The sequence below is a fragment of the Streptomyces sp. cf386 genome (assembly GCF_900103585.1).
Lineage (GTDB): Bacteria > Actinomycetota > Actinomycetes > Streptomycetales > Streptomycetaceae > Streptomyces.
Map to the genome: position 1 here is coordinate 115,229 of NZ_FNHV01000018.1, position 20,453 is coordinate 135,681.

Consider the following 20,453-nt stretch of genomic DNA (forward strand, 5'->3'; position numbering starts at 1 on the left):
CCGTCCCCACAAAGGAAACCCGCACCGTGAAGACCATCCCGCACTGGATCAACGGCAGCCCCGCCCCGGGCGCCACCGCCGACACCCAGCCGGTGTTCAACCCGGCCACCGGCGCCGAGCAGGCTCAGGTCGTCCTCGGCGGCGGCGCCGACGTGGACGCGGCCGTCGCTGCCGCCTCCGCCGCTTTCGAGACCTGGTCGGAGTCCTCCCTCACCCAGCGCACCCAGGTCATGTTCACCTTCCGCCAGCTGCTCGTCGAGCACGAGGAGGAGCTGGGCCGGATCATCTCCGCCGAGCACGGCAAGACCGTCGACGACGCCCGCGGTGAGATCACCCGCGGCCGCGAGGTCGTGGAGTTCGCCTGCGGCCTCGGCGACGTGTTGAAGGGGGCCTTTTCGGACCAGGTCTCGCGCGGCGTTGACGTGCACAACTTCCGTCGGCCCCTCGGCGTCGTCGCGGGCATCACGCCGTTCAACTTCCCGGCCATGGTGCCGCTGTGGATGCACCCGATAGCCATCGCCACGGGCAACACGTTCCTGTTGAAGCCCAGCGAGCGCGACCCCTCCGCCGCCAACTTCGTCGCCGAGCTGTACAAGAAGGCCGGCCTTCCGGACGGCGTCTTCAACGTCATCCACGGCGGCAAGCCCGCCGTCGACGCCATCCTCACCCACCCGGGCATCCGCGCCGTGTCCTTCGTCGGCTCGACGCCCATCGCCAAGTACGTCCACGAAACCGCCACCGCCCACGGCAAGCGCGTCCAGGCCCTGGGCGGCGCCAAGAACCACGCCGTCGTCCTGCCCGACGCCGACCTGGAGTTCGCCGCCAACCACATCACCGCCGGTGCCTACGGCTCCGCAGGCGAGCGCTGCATGGCCGTCTCCGTCGCCGTCGCCGTGGGTGACGCGGCCGACGGGCTGGTGGAGATCCTGGAGCGCAAGGCACGCGAGGTGAAGGTCGGCCCCGGCGACCAGGCCGGCACCGAGATGGGCCCGCTGGTCACCAAGGCCGCCCAGGAACGCGTCGAGAACGCCGTCGGCGGTGCCGCCGCGCAGGGCGCCACCGTCGTCGTCGACGGCCGCGGGCTGAAGGTCGAGGGCCATGAGGAGGGCTTCTTCACCGGCCCCTCCCTCCTGGACCACGTCACCACCGAGATGGACGCCTACAAGGAGGAGCTCTTCGGCCCGGTCCTCGCGATCGTCCGTGCCGAGTCCCTCGATCAGGCGATCGACCTCATCAACGCCAACCCCTACGGCAACGGCACCGCCCTGTTCACCGGCTCGGGCGAGGCGGCCCGCCGCTTCCAGCGCAAGGTCGACGTCGGCATGATCGGCATCAACGTGCCCGTCCCGGTCCCGATGTCCTGCTACTCCTTCGGCGGCTGGAAGGACTCCCTCATCGGCGACTCCCCCATCCACGGCCCCGAAGGCATCCGCTTCTACACCCGCCCCAAGGTCGTCACCACCCGCTGGCCGGAGCCCAAGCAGCAGGTCACCGCCGGCTTCAACTTCCCCACCTCCAACTGAGGTACACCCGTCCCCCACATCGACCGGTAGGAGGTGGCCATGGACGTCAGGGACGACGCATCCCAGGCCCTCACACCAAGCAGTACCGTCAAGGACAACGCCTCGCCGGAGGTCTATCGGCGGCTGCGGCTCATCACCGTCATCGCCACCTTCGGCGGGCTCCTCTTCGGCTACGACACCGGCGTCATCTCCGGTGCGCTGCCCTTCATGTCCCTCTCGCACGAGGAGGGCGGCCTCGGGCTCACCCCGCTGACCGAGGGGATCGTCGCGTCGTCGCTGGTGCTCGGCGCGGCCTTCGGGGCGCTGTACGGCGGGCGGCTGGCCGACCGGCATGGGCGCAGGCGGACGATCCTCGGGCTCGCCGTGCTGTTCTTCGTCGGTGCGCTGGGCACCGCGCTGGCTCCGGGTCTCGAAGTGATGGTGCTGTTCCGGGTGCTGCTCGGGCTGGCCGTCGGCGGAGCGTCCGCGACGGTGCCGGTGTTCATCGCCGAGTTGGCCCCGGCGGAGCATCGCGGTCGTCTGGTGACGCAGAACGAGCTGATGATCGTGACCGGGCAGTTGCTGGCGTACACCTCGAACGCGGTCATCGCCAGGACCGTGGGCGAGGGTGGTGTGTGGCGCTGGATGCTCGCGATCGCCACCGTCCCGGCCGTGGCTCTGTGGATCGGGATGCTGTTCGTGCCCGAGTCGCCCCGGTGGCTCGCCTCGCGCGGGCGGTTCGACGACGCGGCCCGCACGCTCGGCCGGATCCGTGACGCGCGCGTCGTGGACGCGGAGTTCGCCGAGATCAAGCGCACCGTCGCAGCCGACGCCGATGAGCCGCGGGCCGGTTGGCAGGATCTGCGCACTCCATGGATACGGCGCATCGTGACCGTCGGGCTGGGGCTGGCCGTTCTGTCGCAGCTGACCGGCGTCAACTCGATCATGTACTTCGCGCCGACGATCCTGCTGGACACCGGCCTCGGCACCCAGGCGGCCCTGACGGCCACCATCGCCAACGGTGTCGTGGCGGTGCTCGCGGTGTCGACGGGCATGTGGCTGCTGGGCCGGTTCGGCCGACGTCCGATGCTGCTGACCGGGCAGGTCGGCGTCACGGTGTCGCTGGTGCTGATCGCGCTGTGCTTTCTGCTCCTGCCGGAGTCGACCGTGCGCAGCTATCTCGTGCTCGCGTCCATGCTGACGTTCCTGCTGTTCATGCAGGGCTGCATCGCGACGGTGTTCTGGCTGATGCTCTCGGAGATCTTCCCGCTGCGGCTGCGCGGCTTCGCGATGGGCATCGCCGTGTTCGGCACCTGGATGGCCAACTTCGTGGTCACGTTGGTGTTCCCGCCGCTGATCGACGCGGTCGGCGGGACCACGTTCCTGATCTTCGCCGCGGTCAACGTCGCGACGTTCTTCTTCTATCTCCGCACCATCCCCGAGACCAAGGGCCGCTCGATGGAAGCCATCGAGTCCCACTTCCGGCAGCAGTTCGCCGCCTGAGCACGCTTCCCTCCCTTTCCATAACCCCCCTCCTCTGAGACTTCTGAAAGGCACCGCCATGACCACCTCTGCCAAACCACTCTCCGTCGCGGTCATCGGCGCCGGTATGGCCGGCCGCAGCCACGCCGCCGGGTACCGCAACGTGAACACGGTCTTCGGCGCCGGCCTGCCGCCGGTCCGGCTGGCCGCGATCGCCGACGCCAACGTCGCGCTCGGTGAGGACGCCGCGCGTCGCTACGGGTTCGAGACGGCGCTCCCCAGCTGGGAGGCCGTGGTCGAGGACCCGACGATCGACGCCGTCAGCATCGTCGTCGGCAACGCTCTGCACCGGCCGATCGCCGAGGCGCTGGTCGCCGCGGGCAAGCATGTGCTCTGTGAGAAGCCGCTGGCCGGCTCGATGGAGGACGCCCGTGCGATGGCCGAGTTGGAGCGCACCGCCGAGGTCGTGACCTCGGTCGGGTACACCTTCCGGCGCGCCCCCGGCATCGCCGCGATCCGCGAGCATGTGCGGGGCGGCGAGCTCGGTGACCTGACCCTGTTCAGCGGTCGCTACTGGTGCGACTACGCGACCGACCCGAACGGGCCGCTGAGCTGGCGCTTCAAGGGCGGCCCGGGTTCCGGCGCGCTCGGCGACATCGGTTCGCACGTCATCGACGTCGCCGAGTACGTCGCCGGGCCCATCGCCTCGGTGTCCGGCGCCTCGCTGTCGACGCAGATCCCGAAGCGGCCGTTGCCGCTGGGCGCGGTCGTCGGGCACAACGCGGCCCCTGTCTCGGACGAGTTCGGCGAGGTCGAGAACGAGGACACGGCGACCTTCACGGCCCGCTTCGAGTCCGGTCTCGTCGGCACCTTCTCGGTGACCCGCACCGGTTTCGGGCTGCCCAACGGCCTCTTCTTCGACGTGCTGGGCGTCAGCGGCCGGGCCGCGTTCGACCAGCACCGGCCCGCCGAGTACCTCTTCGACGACGCCCAGCCGGAGGCCCGTACGCGCGGCGCCCGGCAGATCATCGCCGGCCCGCAGATGCCGTACTTCGCGGGCGGTGTCCCGATGGAGGCGCCGGGTGTCGGCGCCAGCAACGGCGACAACTTCACCTACCAGGCCCGGGCGTTCCTCGACCAGGTCGCGGGGGTCGCCGAGCCGCTGCCGGCCTGCGCCACGTTCGCCGACGCGCTGCGGACGATGGAGATCATCCAGGCCGTCGTCGAGTCCTCCCGCACCGACGGCGCGGCCGTCGCGGTCCCGCCCGTCGCCTGACCTCCCACACTTATCTCCAAGGAGCACCCGCATGGCCCTCAAGCTCGGCGCCTACACCGCCTGTCTGCACGACCGCACCCTCACCGACGCCCTCGACATCCTCAAGGAGAACGGCCTGACCTCGGTCGAGGTCAACACCGGCGGCTTCATCCCCTCCCCGCACTGCCCGGTCGACCTGCTGCTGTCCTCGGCCAAGGCACGCGAGGAGTACCTGGCGACCTTCGCCGGCCGCGGCATGGAACTGACCGGCCTCAACTGCAACGGCAACCCGCTCAACCCGCTCCCGGGCGTCGGCCCGAAGCACGCCGACGACCTGCGCCGCACCATCCGCCTCGCCGGCCTCCTCGGCGTCAAGCACGTGGTCACCATGTCCGGCACGCCGGGCTCCGACCCGGACGCCAAGTACCCCTCCTGGGTCGTGAACCCCTGGGACGGCGTCTACATGGACGTCCTGGACTACCAGTGGGGCGTGGCCGTCGAGTTCTGGAAGGAGATCGACGCCCTCGCCCGGGAGAACGACGTCCGGGTCGCCATCGAGATGCACCCGCACAACCTCGTGTTCTCGCCGGTGACCTTGAAGCGGCTGGTCGACGAGGGCGGCCTGACGAACGTGGGCGCGGAGATGGACCCGTCGCACCTGATGTGGCAGGGCATGGACGTCATCGCCTCCATCAAGTGGCTGGGCCCGCTGGTGTTCCACGCCGCCGCGAAGGACGCGACGCTGTGCCCCGGCGCCGACATCCGCGGCGTACTCGACACGTCGTTCACCCGCGTGCCGGCCGACGCCGAGGGCAAGGTGCCCACCGGTTACGGCTTCTGGTGCAACGCCTGGCCCGAGAACCCGGCGTGGAAGTTCGTCGCCGTCGGCCTCGGCAACGACGTGCCGTTCTGGACCGAGTTCCTCGGCGCCCTCGCCGAGATCGACCCGGACATGGCCGTGAACATCGAGCACGAGGACGCCGCCTACTCGCAGACCGAGGGCCTCGCCCTGGCCGCGAAGAACCTGCACACCGCGGCGGCGGCCTTGTAGCCCGGCCGCGTCACATGGCCCTGCCCCCGCCAGTCGGGTGCGGGGCCATGTCGCGTTCCGGTACGGGCTGTTGCGGTACGGACTGTTCCGGTACGGACCCGCCGGCGTTCAGGTGCTCCCGCAGCCACTGCTCCGTACTGCTGGAGACGGCCTCCCGCATCGCGTCAAGGTGCCGCTTCACCTCGGCCAGGTCCTCGTCGGAGATCCGGGCGACGGCCAGCGCCTTGACCGCCTCACGGGCGAGGTTGCGGGACAGCCCCAACTGGGCGGCGAGGTCGGGTTCTGGGGCAGCGTCGAGCCCGGGGGCAGCGCGCCCGAGCGGATCAGCTTACCGAGCTGGTCGATGGCCCTGTCCGTCAGAGACATGCGATGTCTCCCCTTGGGCAATCAACGTCATTCATCACCAACCGGTCAACTCCCCTATCTCAGCAGGCACATTCATCCCTGCACACCCGTTGACAGTAGTAGGTCCCATGCCTGACGTTCATGCGTATGTCGCAGTCGATCAGCAGGCGCAGGTTACTTGCCGGTGCCACGGCCGTCGTGACGGCCGCGGTGGCCACCGATGTGTTCGCTGCCGGAAGTGCGCCGGCCGCCCCGAGGACCTACCAGCCCACCTGGGACTCCGTGAACCGACACCCCGCCGCCCCCGAGTGGTTCAGGGACGCCAAGTTTGGCATCTACTTCCACTGGGGCGTCTTCAGCGTCCCCGCGTACGACAGCGAGTGGTATCCGCGCAACATGTACGTGCCGGACAGCAAGGCGAACAAGCATCACATCGCCACCTACGGCGACCCGTCCGACTGGCCGTTCCACCACTTCATCGACGGCGCGGACGATCTGGCGGGAAACCACCAGGAGTTCGCGCCGAAGCTCAAGTCCGAGGGCGGCGCCTTCGACCCCGACGAGTGGGCGCAGCTCTTCGTGGACGCCGGTGCGCGGTTCGCCGGCCCGGTCGCCGAGCACCACGACGGCTACTCGATGTGGGACAGCCAGGTCAACGAGTGGAACTCCGTGCGCAGGGGCCCGCGCCTCGACCTGCTGAAGCTGTTCACCGACGCCATCCGCGCCAAGCAACTGAAGCTGCTGGTGGCGATGCACCACGCGTACAACTACACCGGCTACTACGAGTACGCGCCGGCGCAGTCGGACGAGAGCCTGAAGAAGCTGTACGGGCAGCTCGGTCCGGAGCAGGAGAACCAGCTCTGGTACGACAAGCTCAAGGAGGTCGTCGACCGGGCCGAGCCGGACATCCTCTGGCAGGACTGGCGGCTGGACCACGTCGACGAGCGGCAGCGGCTGAACTTCCTGGCGTACTACTACAACCAGGCCGACAGGTGGGGCCGGGAAGTCGTCGCCACCTACAAGGACGGGTTCAACAGCCACGGGCAGGTCTTCGACTACGAGCGGGGCGGCCCGGCCGACCTCACCGCGCCCTACTGGTTGACCGACGACAGCATCTCCAGCTCCAGTTGGTGCTACACCGAGGGCATCGGCTACTACTCACTGGCCCAGATGCTGCACTCGTTCATCGACCGGGTCAGCAAGAACGGCAACATGCTGCTCAACATCGCCCCCAAGGCCGACGGCACCATTCCGCAGGGCCAGCGCGACATCCTGCTCGGCATCGGCGACTATCTGAAGCGCTTCGGCGAGTCGGTCTACGGCACCCGGGCCTGGACGGCGTACGGCGAGGGCCCGACGAAGATGGGCGGCGGCTCCTTCACCCGGCCCACGGCAGGCACCGCCCAGGACATCCGCTTCACCCGGAACAAGGCGAACACAGTCCTGTACGCCACCGTCCTGGGCCGGCCCGGCAGTTCGCTGACGATCGGGACCCTGGCGTCCGACCGCATCGCCCTGGACTCACTGTCGTCGGTGCAGTTGCTGAACGCGACGGCCGGCACCTACATCGACCTCCCCGCCCCGACCCAGGACGCCACCGGCCTGAGGGTGACACTCCCGCCGACGGTTCCGTTCGACGCCCCCGCCTACGTCCTGAAGCTCCGTTTCTCCGGCCGGATTCCGGCACTGCGTCCGCTCACCGGCGCGGTGGCCTTCAACGGCTTCGGCTACGGCGGCGACAGCGCCGCTCTCCCCCTCGGGGGCTACACCGCCGAGCAGTTGACCCTCGCGGGACTGCCGCCCCGTACCCTCTCCTCCCTCAGACTTGCCCCCGGGTACGAGCTCGTCGGCTACTCGGGCGACGACTTCACGGGCACCTCCTGGACCTTCACGGCCGACAACGCCGGAATCCGGAAGCGGATCACCTCCCTCAAGGTCGTGTTCAACCCGTCGGCCCACTTCCGGATCACCAACGTCACCAACGGCCTGGCCCTGGACAGCGGCGGCGACGTCCCCTCCGGCTCCGTCCTGAAGCAATGGACCTGGGACGCCTCCCCGAACCTGCAGTGGCAAGCGGTCGACCTCGGCAACGGCTACTACAAGCTGGTCAACCGCGCCAACGGCATGGTCGCCGACGGATGGGGCGCCACGAGCGACGGCGCCACCGCCCGACAGGCCGACTGGAACGGCGGCACCGATCAGCAGTGGCTGATCATCCACCGCGGCGACGACCGGTACTCCCTCGCCAACCGCACCACGGGTCTCGTCCTGGACGGCGGCGGCAAGGTGTCCGCCGGCTCCGTCACCAAGCAGTGGACGTGGGGCGCCTCCACCAACCTGCTGTGGACGTTCACCGAGTCCTGATCGACAGCTCCGGCGCCCCCGCCCGGCTCAGCCATCAGCTCGTCACACGGAAGGTGGCGTCGGCGCGTGCCGTGGCGGTGGTGACGGGGTCGAGCTTCAGTTGGTAGGCGTAGTGCCGGATGTAGCGGTCGGGGTGGTTGTAGGACCGGAACGACGACCAGCTTCCGTCGGCGAGCCCGGCGACCTGGTGGAAGGTGGCGTCCGCGGCGAAGGCGGTGGTGCCGTCGTAGTAGGCGAGTTGGAAGTCGGATCCGTCGTGCCGCAGGAAGTAGCCGGGGAAGTTCACCGACTCGAAGGAGACGGTGCCGGAGCCCGCGAGCCCGGTCCTCAGCCGGAACCGGGCGTCGTCGGCGGGGCTGACGCTCGGGTCGATGCGTACGTCGAAGTTGGTGTGCCGTACGTACCGGTCCTGGAAGTTGTACGACTGCAGCCGGCCGGCGGTCGCGGCGGGCCAGCGTGTCTGCACCCGGCTCTCCTCAGCGGCCGTCAGGTTCAGGATGGAACCGTGGCGCTTCTTGGTGCCGCCAAGGGAGTACGAGCCCGACGCCGGGAGCTTGAAGGCGCCGGGGGCGGACGGGTTGGTCGTCAGGACCGGCATGTAGCCCTTTCCGGCCGCGTACTGGTCGAGGTACAGGGTCCACTCGTCACGGTCCCGGAACTTCATCCACATCGGGCCCTCGACCTGGGAGCCGGTCAGGCCGATGCCGGAGAGGTTGCCGAGGCCGGTCCACGAGCCGAGGATCGAGTTGCTGCCTTCGAGGGTGATCTGGCCGTCACCGGAGGCCCGGACATAGCGGAAGTTGCCGACGCCGGACGGCACCTCGACGATCTGGGTGTCGATGATGCCCTGGGTGCCCGGGCGGTCGATGTAGACCTGCGGGGTGGTGATCGTACGGAAGTCCGTGGTGCGGGCGGCGTAGATACGGTGCTTCAGCACGCCGTTCAGGGTCGCGTTGGTCGCCCAGTACAGGACGTAGTCGTTCGTGGCCGGGTTCCAAATCGCTTCCGGCGCCCACGCGTTGCGCCCGTCGGGGATCGCGCCGGCGACGTTGAGCAGCCATGGCTGCGACCAGGTGACCAGGTCCTTCGACTCCCACACGACGAGGTTGCGGCTGCCGTTGTTGATGGCGTCGTCCCATGACTGCCCGCAGCCGATGCACAGGTCGGTCGCGATGATCCAGTAGCGGTCGCCGTTCGGGGAGCGGACCAGCGCGGGGTCGCGCACCCCGCGCGTGCCCACGGTGGAACGCAGGGTCATCCCGCCACCGTTGAGGTCGTTCCAGTGCAGGCCGTCCGCGCTGTGCGAGAAGTAGATCTGCTGACCGGTGGCCCCCTCCCCGATGAAGTGCGTCATCAGGTAGCCGGCGTCTGCGGCGGCTGCCCGGTCCGGTGCGGTCAGGGCTTGGCCGGTGAGGAGGAGGCAGGCGGCGACCAGTATCGCCGTCAGCCGGGCGAGAACCGCGGACATGCGCGTCTCCTATCCAGGGCGTTCGATATATCGTACGACGTTCGCAGAATCGGGCAGACGTTAAGGGCGTTCGAATGGACACGTCAATACTTCCGACATGCGCACCCCATCCCCGGGACGGAAGGGGAAAGGATTGGAAAGGGTTGCCAGAACACGCAGCACCACGCCATGCCCGACAACTCCCCTCTTCGAATGGAGACTTGCATGCCTCAGGGCACCGCACGCCGCCGAGCCGCCGTGGTCGGCCTGGGCGCCCGCGCCCGGCTGTTCACCCAGGCGCTGGCCGGTCCCTACGCGGACCGGATCGAGCTGGCAGCCTTCTGCGATGTCAACGCCCACCGGATGGCCGTCCACGACGCCTGGCTCACGGACGCCCACCCGGGACGGCCGCCCGTACCGACGTACGCCGCCGAGGACTTCGACGCGATGTTGCGCCGCGAGCGGATCGACCTGGTCGTGGTGTGCACGGTGGACCGCACCCATGACGACTACATCGTGCGAGCCCTCGAAGCGGGCTGCGACGTGATCACCGAGAAGCCCATGACGACGGACGCCGACAAGGCCCGCCGCATCCTGGACGCGCGGCGGCGCACCGGCCGCGAGGTCCGGGTGGCCTTCAACTACCGCTACAACCCGGTGCATTCGGCCGTACGGGAACACCTCGCGGCCGGTGCGATCGGCGAGGTCGGCTCGGTGCACTTCGAGTGGCTGCTCGACCTGCGGCACGGCGCCGACTACTTCCGCCGCTGGCACCGCGACAAGGCCAACTCCGGTGGCCTGATGGTGCACAAGTCCACCCACCACTTCGACCTGGTCAACTGGTGGCTGGGCACCCGGCCCGAGACTGTCTACGCCCAGGGCGGCCTCTTCTTCTACGGCGACCAGGCCGGCCGGCGCCGCGGCCTCGCCCGGGACTACGACCGCGCCCACGGCTCCCCCGCCGCCGAGACCGACCCCTTCGCCGTGCACCTGTCCGACTCGGCCGTGCTCAGCGCGCTGTACCTGGACGCGGAGGCCGAGGACGGCTACCACCGCGACCAGAACGTGTTCGCCCCCGGCGTGACGATCGAGGACGACATGGCGGTGCTGGTCCGGTACGCCACGGGCGCCACCCTGACGTACCACCTCACCGCGTACTCCCCGTGGGAGGGCTACCGGATCGCCTTCAACGGCAGCGAGGGACGCCTCGAACTGCTCGTGGAGGAGTCGACGTGGACCCGTCCCCGCGTGCGGACCGGCAGTTCCGAGCCCGTCCTGCACGGCGCCGAGACGGACCACAACGCCGGGCGCACCGAGCTGCTGCTGCGCCCCTTCTGGGGGAAGCCGCACGAGATCAAGGTCGCGACCGGCGAGGGCGGGCACGGCGGCGGTGACGTACGCATGCTGCAGGACCTGTTCGGCACCCCGGCCCCGGACCCCCTGCACCGCGCGGCCGACGCATCCGACGGCGCCCGCTCCCTGGTCACCGGCCTGGCCGCGAACCGCTCCTTCGAGACGGGGCTCCCGGTACGGGCCCGGGACCTGCTCGACGTCGACCGGTGACCGTGCGACTAACACCCGGTCCCAGCAAGGAACTTCAGGTGTCCAGCCCTCCCCGCTTGACCAACTGGCTCGCGATGACGTTGCGCTGGATCTCATTGGTGCCCTCCCCGACGATCATCAGGGGTGCGTCGCGGAAGTAGCGCTCGACGTCGAACTCGGTCGAGTAGCCGTAACCACCGTGGACGCGTACGGCATTGAGGGCGATCTGCATGGCCGTCTCGGAGGCGAAGAGCTTCGCCATCCCGGCCTCCATGTCCACCCGACGCCCGGCGTCCGCCTCCCGGGCCGCGAACAAGGTGAGCTGGCGGGCCGCTGTCAGTGAAGTCGCCATGTCGGCCAGGTAGTTGCCGATGGACTGGTGCTGCCAGATGGGCTTGCCGAAGGACTCACGTTCCCGGGCGTAGGCGAGGGAGTCCTCCAGGGCGGCCCGGCCGACGCCGAGGGCGCGGGCGGCGACCTGGAGGCGGCCGGTCTCCAGGCCCTTCATCATCTGGGCGAAGCCCTTGCCCTCGACGCCCCCGAGCAGCGCCTCGGCCGGTGCGCGGTGGTCCTCGAAGGACAGCTCGCAGCTCTCCACTCCCTTGTAGCCGAGCTTGGGCAGGTCGCGGGAGACGGTCAGGCCCGGGCCGTGCTCGACCAGGAGGATGGAGATGCCCTGGTGCGCCGGGCTCGCCTCCGGATCGGTCTTGCACAGCAGTGCGATCAGCTGGGAGCGGCGGGAGTTGGTGATCCAGGTCTTCGCGCCGTTCACCAGATAGCCGTCCGCGTCCCTTCGGGCGACGGTGCGCATCGCCTGGAGATCGGAGCCGCCGCCCGGCTCGGTGAGGGCCATCGTCGCGCGGATCCCGCCATCCGCCATGCGCGGCAGGTAGCGCCGCTTCTGCTCCTGCGTGCCGAACCTCAGCAGCAGCTTGGCCACCACCGTGTGGCCGCCCATCGCACCGGCCAGGCTCATCCAGCCGCGGGCCAGCTCCTCGGTGATCAGCACGTAGCAGGGGGTGGAGACGGGGGTGCCGCCGTATTCCTCGGGGACGGCGAGCCCGAAGATGCCGAGCTGCTTCATCTGCTCGATCAGCGCTTCGGGGTAGGTGTCGGTGTGCTCCAACTCCCGTACGACCGGCCTGACTTCCTTGTCCACGAAGTCGCGCACCGTGCGCACGACGAACCGCTCGTCCTCGGACAGGGTGTCCAGAGTGCTCATGTTGAGTTGCTCCCGGAAGTGGGACCGGCGTCACAGGACGCGGTCGGCTCGTAGGGCCTGGATCTCGGCAGGGGTGTAGCCCAGTTCGGCGAGAACGGTTTCGGTGTGATCGCCCACGGCGGGGACGGCGCCCATACGGGCGGTCACGCCCGCCAGGTCCGCCGGCGGGACCAGGGCCGGTACCGCGACGCCGCCGGGTATCGGCACGTCCCGCCATCGGCCGCGGGCGGCGAGCACGGGGTGGGCCAGGAAGTCCTCGATGTCGTTGACCCCGGCGTTGGCGATGCCCGTCTCGTCCAGCGCCTTCATCACCCCGGCGCTGTCCGACGCGGCGAACCGCTCGGCCACGATCTCGTTCAGTTCGTCGCGGTGGGCCACGCGCGCCGGGCCGGAGGCGAAGCGGGGGTCGTCGACGAGGGCGGGGGCGTCGAGGAACCGCTCGCACAGGGCGGCCCACTCGCGCTCGTTCTGGATGGAGAACAGGACGTCCTTGCCGTCGGTACAGGGGTAGGCACCGTACGGGGCGATGGTGGCGTGCTGGGTACCGGCCCGCGGGGGCTGGCCGCCCCCGAAGCGGGTGTAGTAGGCGGGCTGGCCCATCCACTCGGCGAGCGCCTCGAACAGGGAGACCTCGACGGCGCGGGCGACGCCCGTGGTGGCACGGGCGAGCAGGGCGGTGAGGATGCCGGAGTAGGCGTACATGCCGGCCGCGATGTCGGCGATCGAGATGCCGACGCGGGCGGGCTCTTCGGGGCTGCCGGTCAGGGAGACCAGACCGGTCTGGCACTGCACCAGCAGGTCGTAGGCCTTGCGCTCGGCCCAGGGGCCGGTGGCGCCGTAGCCCGAGATCGAGCAGGGGATCAGTGAGGGGAAGCGCTCGGTGAGCTCCTGCGCGCCCAGGCCCATCCTCGTGGCCGCGCCGGGCGCCAGGTTCTGCACGAACACGTCGGCCCGCGCGAGGAGTTTCTCCAGGATGCGGCGCCCGTCCTCCGCCTTCAGGTCGAGGGTCAGGGACTCCTTCGACCGGTTGAGCCAGACGAAGTAGCTGGACTCGCCGTGCACGGAGGTGTCGTACCGCCGGGCGAAGTCGCCGCCTCCCGGGCGCTCCACCTTGATGACCCGGGCCCCGAGGTCCGCCAGCTGGCGGGTGGCGAAGGGGGCCGCCACGGCCTGCTCAACACTGACGACGGTGATGCCGGACAGGGGCAGGGCTTCGGGGTGTTCGGGCATGCGTTGGCCTCCGGGGAAGGGCTCGACCCGCTGGGACTACCATCATGTGCACTCATGACATTCTGAGTGAAATAGCAAATCCTGATGCACCCATGCCCGGCACGGATGGCCATGGTGCGGATGCCGGTGCACCCATGGTGGTGGAGAAGCAATGGACGTCAAACAGCTCAAAGCGCTCGTCACCGTCGCCGAGGTGGGCAGCGTCACCCGGGCCGCGGAGCTGCTGCACCTGGTGCAGCCGGCCGTGACCCGGCAGATCCGCACCCTGGAGCAGGAGCTCGGCGTCCCGCTCTTCGAGCGCACCCGGCAGGGCATGCGGCCCACCGAGGCCGGGACGATCATGGTGGACCGGGCGCGGCGCGCCCTGAACGAGCTGGAGCGGGCGCGCGCCGAGGTCCAGCCCACTCCGGGCGCGGTGACGGGCATCGTCACCGCCGGACTGCTGGAGAGCACGACCGACCTGCTGGCCGAACCCCTCGTCTCGACCCTCGCCCGGGATCATCCCGGCATCGAACTGCGCCTGATGACGGCCTACTCGGGACACCTCCAGCAGTGGCTCGACGACGGCGACCTGGATCTGACCCTGCTGTACAACCTGGACAGCACGCCGTCGCTCAACGCGCGGCCACTGCTCCGGGAGCAGCTGTGGGTGGTCGCCCCGCCCTCGGCGGGTCTGCGGGCCGATCACCCCGTGCCCTTCACCGAGGCCGCGGCCCACCCCCTCGTCATGCCCGCGTCCGGCCATGCCCTGCGCGCCCTGATCGACGCCGCCTCGGCGCGGGCCGGGACCGCCATGGACATCGTCGTGCAGACCAACTCGATGCGGGTGCAGAAGCAACTCGTCCTCGCCGGGCACGGCTGGACGGTCCTGCCGGGCATCGGTATCGCCGAGGACGTCGCGGACGGCACGCTGAGCGCGGCGCCGTTGTGCGAGCCCGACGTGTGGCGTTCGATCGTGCTCGCCACGCCGCGGTCCGGCCGGACACCGCCCGCCGTGGAGGTCGTCGCACGGGAGCTGGTCCGCCAGATCGACACGGCCGTACGTCAGGGCAGATGGCCTTCGGCGCGACAGCCACACCCGCAGCGTCAGACGGAGCCGCAGCCGCGATCACAGGGCGGGTGAACTACGCGCCCGGGACGTGTGGTCATGCGGGTAGAGCATGCCGGGATCACGCTTTTCTATTGTTCACGGCCATCCATCAGTACCCATGATGTGCGGCATGAACGAGACACCCACTGCCGCGCCACCCTCCTGGCAGGAGGACGTCTTCGCCGCCCTGAAGAAGCGTGGCGTGCGACAGATCGCCTACGTCCCGGACTCTGGCCACTCCCACGCCATCCGCGAGGCCCAGCGGGACCCCGCGATCCACGACGTCGTGCTGACCACCGAGGAGGAGGGCGTCGCCGTGGTCAGCGGCGCGTGGCTGGGCGGTCAGCGGGCGGTGCTGTTGATGCAGAGCAGCGGCGTCGGCAACTGCGTCAACATGTTCTCCCTGCCGGCAATGTGCCGGTTCCCCTTCCTCACGCTGGTGACGATGCGGGGCGAGTACGCCGAGTTCAACCCGTGGCAGGGCCCGATGGGCCGCACCACCCAGCAGGCCCTGGAACTCATGGGCATCACCGTCCTGCGCGCCGACACCCCCGACGAGGTCGAGGAGACCGTCGAAGCCGCCCTGGACTCGGTGTTCGAGGCGGGCGAGCGCGTCGCCGTCCTCCTCGGGCAGAAGCTGATCGGCCGCAAGAAGTGGGAGCGGGACTGATGACCACCACGACCGACGTACGTCTCGACCGGCGCCGCTTCGTCGCCGACCTGATCGGCCGCGTTCCCGAGGACACCCTGATCGTCTCCGGCCTCGGTTCGCCCAGCTACGACGTCTTCGCCGCCGGCGACCGACCGGAGAACTTCTACCTGTGGGGCGCGATGGGCGCCGCCGCCCCGCTCGCCCTCGGTCTCGCCCTCGCCCAGCCGCAGCGCCCGGTCGTGGCGGTCACCGGGGACGGCGAACACCTCATGGGGATCGGCACATTGGCCACCATCGGTGCCCAACTCCCGCCCAACCTCACCCTCGTCGTCCTCGACAACGCCCACTTCGGCGAGACCGGTATGCAGCCCAGCCACACCGGCCTCGGCACCGACCTCGTCGCCGTCGCCCGGGGCTTCGGCATCCCCGACGCCGTCCGGATCACCGACCTGGCCCAGACCGAGGACCTCGCCCGGCGCATCGAGGCCCGCACCGCGACGACGTACGCACAGGTACTCATCGCCACCGACGAACCGCCGCGCGCACTGCCGCCCCGCGACGGCGTCGCCAACAAGAACGCCTTCCGCGCCGCGCTCGGCCTGAGCACCTTCTGAGCAGGCGAATCACCCATGCAGCACTACGAGTTGTTCATCGACGGGGAGAGCCGCGAGGCCACCGACGGTGAGTGGTTTCCCACCGACAACCCCTACCTGGGCACGCCGTGGGCGCAGATCGCCAAGGGCACCTCACAGGACGTCGACGACGCGGTGCGAGCCGCCGACCGCGCCCTGCGCACCGGCCCGTGGGCCGAGCTGACCGCCAGTGCGCGCGGCGCCCTGCTGCGGCGGCTCGGCGACACCGTCACGGCCCACGCCCGCGACCTCGCGGAGCTCGAAGTCCGCGACAACGGGAAGCTGTTCACCGAGATGCACGGCCAGGTCGCCTACCTCGCCGAGTGGTTCCACTACTACGGCGGCCTCGCCGACAAGATCGAGGGCAGCGTCCCGCCGCTCGACAAGAAGGGGTACTTCGCCTACACGAGGAAGGAGCCGGTCGGCGTCGTCGCGGTCATCACGCCGTGGAACTCCCCGCTGTTGCTGCTGGCCTGGAAGATCGCTCCGGCGTTGGCCGCGGGCTGCACCGTGGTGGTGAAGCCGTCGGAGTTCACCTCCGCCTCCACCCTGGTCCTGGCCCGGCTCTTCCACGAGGCGGGACTGCCCCCGGGCGTGCTCAACGTCGTCACCGGGTTCGGCCAGGACGTCGGCGCCGCGCTCGTCGAGCACCCGCTGGTCCGCAAGGTGAGCTTCACCGGCTCGGACGCCACGGGCCGTCGTATCAACGAGTCGGCCGCCCGCGACTTCAAGCACGTCAGCCTCGAACTGGGCGGCAAGTCGCCCAACATCGTGTTCGCCGACGCCGATCTGGAGGCCGCCGTGAACGGCGCCGTCTCCGGTATCTTCGCCGCCACCGGACAGACCTGCATCGCAGGCTCCCGCCTCCTGGTGCAAACGGGCGTGCACGACGAGGTCGTGGGCCGCCTGGTGGAGCTCGCGGGCACGGCCCGCATGGGCGATCCGATGGACGAGGCCACCCAGGTGGGTCCGATCACCACCCCCGCCCAGTACGCCAAGGTCCTCGACTACATCGGCATCGCGCGACGGGAGGGCGCCAGGCTCGCCCTGGGTGGCCGGGCCGCCGCCCGGGGCGGGTGGTTCGTCGAACCCACCGTCTTCACCGGGGTGCACTCCAGCATGCGTATCGCCCAGGAGGAGGTCTTCGGCCCGGTCCTCGCCGTCATCCCCTTCGAGGACGAGGACGAGGCGGTCGAGATCGCCGACGACAGCCGCTACGGCCTCGGCGCCGGCGTATGGACCAGTGACATCGGCCGCGCCTTCCGCATGGCCGACCTCATCCGATCGGGCACCGTCTGGGTCAACACCTACCGCGCGGTCAGCTACCTGACGCCCTTCGGCGGCTTCAAGGACTCCGGCCTCGGCCGCGAGAACGGCATCGCCGCCGTAGCCGCCTACCTGGAGGACAAGAGCGTCTGGATCAACACCGGCGCGCCCACGGGCAACCCCTTCGTCCTGCGCTGAGCGGAACCGCACGAGCCGTCCCCACCGCGACACGAGCAACGGAGCTTCCCATGTCGCAGAGCCGCACCCCCGCCCCCGCACCCTCCCAGGTCACCGCCAACGTCGTACGCGGCTGTCTGGGCAACCTCATCGAGTGGTACGACTGGTTCGCCTACGCCACCTTCAGCATCTACTTCGCCGCCGCGTTCTTCCCCGAGGGCGACGCCACCGCCCAACTCCTGTCCACGGCGGTCGTCTTCGCCGTCGGCTTTCTCATGCGGCCACTCGGCGGCTGGCTGCTCGGCGCCTACGCCGACCGGTACGGCCGCCGCCGCGCCCTGACCCTGTCCGTCACCTTGATGAGCGTCGGCTCGCTCACCATCGCCCTCGCCCCCGGCCACGCCACCATCGGCGTGTGGGCTCCCGTCCTCCTGGTCCTGGCCCGCCTGCTGCAAGGGCTCTCCGTGGGTGGCGAGTTCGGCTCCAGCGCCTCCTACCTGGCCGAGGTCGCGCCGCCGGGCCGACGCGGCTTCTACTCCAGCTTCCAGTACGTCTCCATCGTGCTCGGCCAGCTCGCCGCCCTGCTCGTGGCCATCGTCCTGCAGCGCCTGCTCACCGACGACCAAGTGCAGAGCTGGGGTTGGCGCATCCCCTTCGCGATCGGTGCCGTGGCCGGTCTGGTCGTGATGTACCTGCGCCGCACCATGGAGGAGTCGCAGCACTTCCAGCGGGAACGCGCGAAGGCCGCCGCGGCCCACGAGCGCAAGGGCCTGTACGCCCTGTTCACCGAGTATCCGCGCCAGCTGCTCGCCGTCTTCGGCCTGGCCATCGGCGGCACCGTCGCCTTCTACACGTACACCACGTATCTGCAGAAGTACCTGGTCAACACCGCGGGCATCGCCAAGTCGACCGTGTCCGTCATCGGCTTCGCCGCGCTGTTCGTCTACATGCTGCTGCAACCGGTCGCCGGTGCGCTGTCCGACCGCTTCGGCCGCCGACCCGTCATGTTCGTCTTCTCCCTCGGCGGCATGGCGCTCACGGTCCCGATCATGACCGTCCTCGGTGACACCGACAGCCCGTGGTTCGCCTTTCTGCTGATGACCGTGGCCCTGACCTTCCTGACCGGGTACTCGGCGCTGGCCGCCATCATCAAGGCGGAGATGTTCCCCACCAAGGTCCGGGCCCTGGGCGTGGGCCTGCCGCACGCCCTGGTCACCGCCACCTTCGGCGGGCTGACCGAACCCATCGCACTCGCCCTGAAGAAGGCCGGCCACGAGACCGTCTTCTTCTGGTACGTCACCGGGTGCATCGCCCTGACCTTCCTGGCCACCCTGGTGGTACGCGAACCGTCCCGCACCTCCCTGCTGGAGACCGGGGCGACCAGCGCGACGCCCGCCCCGCCGACGACCGCCCCGCTCCCCTGACCTCCCCCGAGGACCCGACATGCCCGCCTCCCTCTCCTCCCACGTCGAGTCATGGCACCCGGAACCGGTCACCGACTCGGACGCCCTGCCGCCCGGCCCGGCCGCCGCCCTGTCGGCGCTGCTGGACCTCCCCGCCGCCACGAAGTCCGGCGACCCGCTGCCGCCGCTGTGGCAGTGGCTGTACTTCCTGCACTGGGCACCGCAGCGAGCCCTCGGCCCCGACGGACACCTGCGCGAGGCCCGCTTCCTGCCGCCCCTCCCCCGACGTCGGCGCATGTTCGCCGGGGGACGCTGCGAGATCGCCGAACCCCTGCGCCTCGGCGAACCGGCCGAGCGCGTCGGCAGCCTGGCCGCGGTCACGCCCAAGCAGGGGCGCAGCGGCGAGCTGCTGTTCGTCACCGAGCGACAGGAGTTCCGGCAGAACGGCCGTACCTGCCTGGTCGAGGAGCAGGACATCGTCTACCGGTCGGGGCCCGGCTCCACTCCACGGCACCCGACCGCGCTCGACGACACGGCCGTACCCGAGCCCGAGGCGCCGGGCTCGGGCTCGGCCCCGTGGCGGCTGCGCCTACGACCGGAGGAAACCCTTCTCTTCCGGTTCAGCGCGCTCACCGCCAATGCCCACCGCATTCACTACGACGCCCCGTATTGCCGCGACGTCGAGGGCTACCCGGGCCTCGTCGTGCACGGCCCGCTGCTGGCCCTCCTCATGCTCGAACTGGCCCGGCGCGACGCCCCGGAACGCCAGGTACGGTCGCTCTCCTACCGGCTGCACCGGCCGGCGTTCACGGGCGAGCACCTCCTCGCCGAAGGCACGCCCACCGACGCGGGCGCCGAGCTGCGCATCGCCACGCACCGCGAGACCCGGCACGCCACCGCCGAGGTGACCTTCGCATGAGCCACCCGGACCGCGACCGCGTCGCCGCCGCGCGCACCCTGCTCTTCGTCCCCGGCGACCGCCCCGACCGTTTCGCCAAGGCGGTCTCCTCGGGCGCGGACCTCGTCGTCGTCGACCTTGAGGACGCCGTCGCCCCCGGCGACAAGGACGGCGCCCGCGCCGACGCCGCCGCCTGGCTCGCCGACGGTCACCGGGCCGTCGTACGCGTCAATCCGCCCGGTACCCCCTGGTTCGAGGAGGACCTGGCGCAGATCGCCGGCCACAGCGTGCCCCTCATGGTGCCCAAGGCCCAGGACCCGGCCGTCCTCGCGGACATAGCCGCCCGCACGGCCGGGCGCTGCCCGCTGATCCCGCTGGTCGAAACCGCCCTGGGCATCGAGCGGGCCCTCGCCGTGTGCGCCGTCGCCGGAGTCGTCCGGGCCGCCTTCGGCAACGTCGACCTCGCCGCCGGGCTCGGCATCGCCCACGACGACCACCTGGCCCTCAGCCCCGCCCGCTCCCGACTGGTCCTCGCCTCCGCGGCAGCGGGCATCGCCCCGCCCGTCGACGGTGTCACCACCGCCGTACGCGATCCGGCCGCGCTCGACGCCGACGTCGCCCACGCCCGACGCCTGGGCTTCACCGGCAAGCTCTGCATCCACCCTGCCCAAGTACCGCCCGTCAGCGACGGGTTCACGCCCACGCCGGACGAACTGCGCTGGGCCCGCCGCGTCCTCGACGCCGGCGAGTCGGTCACCACGGTCGACGGGCAGATGGTCGACCGGCCGGTACTCGAACGGGCGCGGGGCGTCGTGGCCCGAGCTACCCAGGCGGAACCCCCCTTGCTCCCCGCGTAGATTTTTCTGTTCCTTTCCTGAGATCTCTCCGACGTCCT

Annotated in this window: 16 protein-coding genes and 1 pseudogene; 13 read left to right on the forward strand and 4 right to left on the reverse strand. The window is 70.2% G+C overall.

The features are described from left to right. The first annotated feature begins 26 nt into the window (after positions 1-26). From BLU79_RS36335 to BLU79_RS36350, 4 genes are read left to right on the forward strand one after another with little or no spacing between them, the layout of a single operon-like run. The gene (locus BLU79_RS36335) at positions 27-1,523 is read left to right on the forward strand and encodes a CoA-acylating methylmalonate-semialdehyde dehydrogenase (protein WP_093910256.1); all 1,497 of its coding nucleotides are present in this window, start codon (positions 27-29) and stop codon (positions 1,521-1,523) included. Positions 1,524-1,562: 39 nt separating this feature from the next. Continuing rightward, positions 1,563-3,005 (forward strand): sugar porter family MFS transporter, encoded by a 1,443-nt coding sequence (locus tag BLU79_RS36340; RefSeq protein ID WP_093910257.1) that lies wholly within the window; start codon positions 1,563-1,565, stop codon positions 3,003-3,005. A gap of 58 nt (positions 3,006-3,063) precedes the next feature. Beyond that, positions 3,064-4,260, forward strand: coding sequence for a Gfo/Idh/MocA family protein (locus BLU79_RS36345; protein ID WP_093910258.1), 1,197 nt, complete (start codon positions 3,064-3,066; stop codon positions 4,258-4,260). Positions 4,261-4,291: 31 nt separating this feature from the next. Further along, positions 4,292-5,290, forward strand: coding sequence for a sugar phosphate isomerase/epimerase family protein (locus BLU79_RS36350; protein WP_093910259.1), 999 nt, complete (start codon positions 4,292-4,294; stop codon positions 5,288-5,290). A 148-nt stretch (positions 5,291-5,438) separates the two neighbouring features. Here BLU79_RS36350 and BLU79_RS36355 read toward each other — a convergent pair. Then, a pseudogene (locus BLU79_RS36355) lies at positions 5,439-5,656 on the reverse strand (GntR family transcriptional regulator); the annotation flags it as partial. A gap of 126 nt (positions 5,657-5,782) precedes the next feature. Between BLU79_RS36355 and BLU79_RS36360 the strand changes: the two are divergent. Next, on the forward strand, positions 5,783-7,999 hold the full coding sequence (locus tag BLU79_RS36360; protein ID WP_093910260.1) for an alpha-L-fucosidase: 2,217 nt from the start codon (positions 5,783-5,785) through the stop codon (positions 7,997-7,999). Between the two features lie 34 nt (positions 8,000-8,033). Here BLU79_RS36360 and BLU79_RS36365 read toward each other — a convergent pair whose 3' ends face one another. Continuing rightward, complete coding sequence (locus tag BLU79_RS36365; protein ID WP_093910261.1) at positions 8,034-9,467, reverse strand: glycoside hydrolase family 43 protein; 1,434 nt, start codon at positions 9,465-9,467, stop codon at positions 8,034-8,036. 204 nt (positions 9,468-9,671) lie between these two features. Between BLU79_RS36365 and BLU79_RS36370 the strand changes: the two genes are divergently transcribed. After that, on the forward strand, positions 9,672-11,009 hold the full coding sequence (locus tag BLU79_RS36370; RefSeq protein WP_218137814.1) for a Gfo/Idh/MocA family protein: 1,338 nt from the start codon (positions 9,672-9,674) through the stop codon (positions 11,007-11,009). A 34-nt stretch (positions 11,010-11,043) separates the two neighbouring features. On the opposite strand, the gene BLU79_RS36375 is transcribed toward BLU79_RS36370, so the two are convergent. Together BLU79_RS36375 and BLU79_RS36380 are read right to left on the reverse strand one after the other, a co-directional pair. Further along, the gene (locus BLU79_RS36375; RefSeq protein ID WP_093910262.1) at positions 11,044-12,210 is read right to left on the reverse strand and encodes an acyl-CoA dehydrogenase family protein; all 1,167 of its coding nucleotides are present in this window, start codon (positions 12,208-12,210) and stop codon (positions 11,044-11,046) included. 30 nt (positions 12,211-12,240) lie between these two features. Further along, positions 12,241-13,440, reverse strand: coding sequence for a CaiB/BaiF CoA transferase family protein (locus tag BLU79_RS36380; protein WP_093910263.1), 1,200 nt, complete (start codon positions 13,438-13,440; stop codon positions 12,241-12,243). A gap of 151 nt (positions 13,441-13,591) precedes the next feature. Between BLU79_RS36380 and BLU79_RS36385 the strand changes: the two genes are divergently transcribed. From BLU79_RS36385 to BLU79_RS36415, 7 genes are all read left to right on the forward strand, one after another. Then, positions 13,592-14,563 carry a LysR family transcriptional regulator gene (locus BLU79_RS36385; protein ID WP_093910264.1) on the forward strand — a complete coding sequence of 324 codons (972 nt, stop codon included), beginning with the start codon at positions 13,592-13,594 and terminating at the stop codon, positions 14,561-14,563. Positions 14,564-14,660: 97 nt separating this feature from the next. Beyond that, the gene (locus tag BLU79_RS36390) at positions 14,661-15,200 is read left to right on the forward strand and encodes a thiamine pyrophosphate-binding protein (RefSeq protein ID WP_093910265.1); all 540 of its coding nucleotides are present in this window, start codon (positions 14,661-14,663) and stop codon (positions 15,198-15,200) included. Next, positions 15,200-15,796, forward strand: a complete 597-nt coding sequence (locus BLU79_RS36395; RefSeq protein WP_093910266.1) for a thiamine pyrophosphate-dependent enzyme — start codon at positions 15,200-15,202, stop codon at positions 15,794-15,796. Before BLU79_RS36390 ends, BLU79_RS36395 begins: the two co-directional genes overlap by 1 nt. Positions 15,797-15,811: 15 nt before the next feature. Continuing rightward, a complete protein-coding gene (locus tag BLU79_RS36400; protein ID WP_093910267.1) occupies positions 15,812-17,278 on the forward strand; it encodes an aldehyde dehydrogenase in 1,467 nt (488 codons plus the stop codon). A 50-nt stretch (positions 17,279-17,328) separates the two neighbouring features. Further along, positions 17,329-18,681 carry an MFS transporter gene (locus BLU79_RS36405; protein ID WP_093910268.1) on the forward strand — a complete coding sequence of 451 codons (1,353 nt, stop codon included), beginning with the start codon at positions 17,329-17,331 and terminating at the stop codon, positions 18,679-18,681. A 19-nt stretch (positions 18,682-18,700) separates the two neighbouring features. Beyond that, a complete protein-coding gene (locus BLU79_RS36410) occupies positions 18,701-19,579 on the forward strand; it encodes an HTD2 family dehydratase (protein ID WP_093910269.1) in 879 nt (292 codons plus the stop codon). Next, positions 19,576-20,415, forward strand: coding sequence for an HpcH/HpaI aldolase/citrate lyase family protein (locus tag BLU79_RS36415; RefSeq protein WP_093910270.1), 840 nt, complete (start codon positions 19,576-19,578; stop codon positions 20,413-20,415). Before BLU79_RS36410 ends, BLU79_RS36415 begins: the two co-directional genes overlap by 4 nt. The last annotated feature ends 38 nt before the right edge of the window (positions 20,416-20,453 follow it).

Excerpts from the sequence above, each read along its gene's own strand:
- BLU79_RS36340 (WP_093910257.1), top strand. The coding sequence starts at position 1,563 with ATGGACGTCAGGGACGACGCATCCCAGGCCCTCACACCAAGCAGTACC.
- BLU79_RS36345 (WP_093910258.1), top strand. The coding sequence starts at position 3,064 with ATGACCACCTCTGCCAAACCACTCTCCGTCGCGGTCATCGGCGCCGGT.
- BLU79_RS36350 (WP_093910259.1), top strand. The coding sequence starts at position 4,292 with ATGGCCCTCAAGCTCGGCGCCTACACCGCCTGTCTGCACGACCGCACC.
- BLU79_RS36360 (WP_093910260.1), top strand. The coding sequence starts at position 5,783 with ATGTCGCAGTCGATCAGCAGGCGCAGGTTACTTGCCGGTGCCACGGCC.
- BLU79_RS36365 (WP_093910261.1), bottom strand. The coding sequence starts at position 9,467 with ATGTCCGCGGTTCTCGCCCGGCTGACGGCGATACTGGTCGCCGCCTGC.
- BLU79_RS36370 (WP_218137814.1), top strand. The coding sequence starts at position 9,672 with ATGCCTCAGGGCACCGCACGCCGCCGAGCCGCCGTGGTCGGCCTGGGC.
- BLU79_RS36375 (WP_093910262.1), bottom strand. The coding sequence starts at position 12,210 with ATGAGCACTCTGGACACCCTGTCCGAGGACGAGCGGTTCGTCGTGCGC.
- BLU79_RS36380 (WP_093910263.1), bottom strand. The coding sequence starts at position 13,440 with ATGCCCGAACACCCCGAAGCCCTGCCCCTGTCCGGCATCACCGTCGTC.
- BLU79_RS36385 (WP_093910264.1), top strand. The coding sequence starts at position 13,592 with ATGGACGTCAAACAGCTCAAAGCGCTCGTCACCGTCGCCGAGGTGGGC.
- BLU79_RS36390 (WP_093910265.1), top strand. The coding sequence starts at position 14,661 with ATGAACGAGACACCCACTGCCGCGCCACCCTCCTGGCAGGAGGACGTC.
- BLU79_RS36395 (WP_093910266.1), top strand. The coding sequence starts at position 15,200 with ATGACCACCACGACCGACGTACGTCTCGACCGGCGCCGCTTCGTCGCC.
- BLU79_RS36400 (WP_093910267.1), top strand. The coding sequence starts at position 15,812 with ATGCAGCACTACGAGTTGTTCATCGACGGGGAGAGCCGCGAGGCCACC.
- BLU79_RS36405 (WP_093910268.1), top strand. The coding sequence starts at position 17,329 with ATGTCGCAGAGCCGCACCCCCGCCCCCGCACCCTCCCAGGTCACCGCC.
- BLU79_RS36410 (WP_093910269.1), top strand. The coding sequence starts at position 18,701 with ATGCCCGCCTCCCTCTCCTCCCACGTCGAGTCATGGCACCCGGAACCG.
- BLU79_RS36415 (WP_093910270.1), top strand. The coding sequence starts at position 19,576 with ATGAGCCACCCGGACCGCGACCGCGTCGCCGCCGCGCGCACCCTGCTC.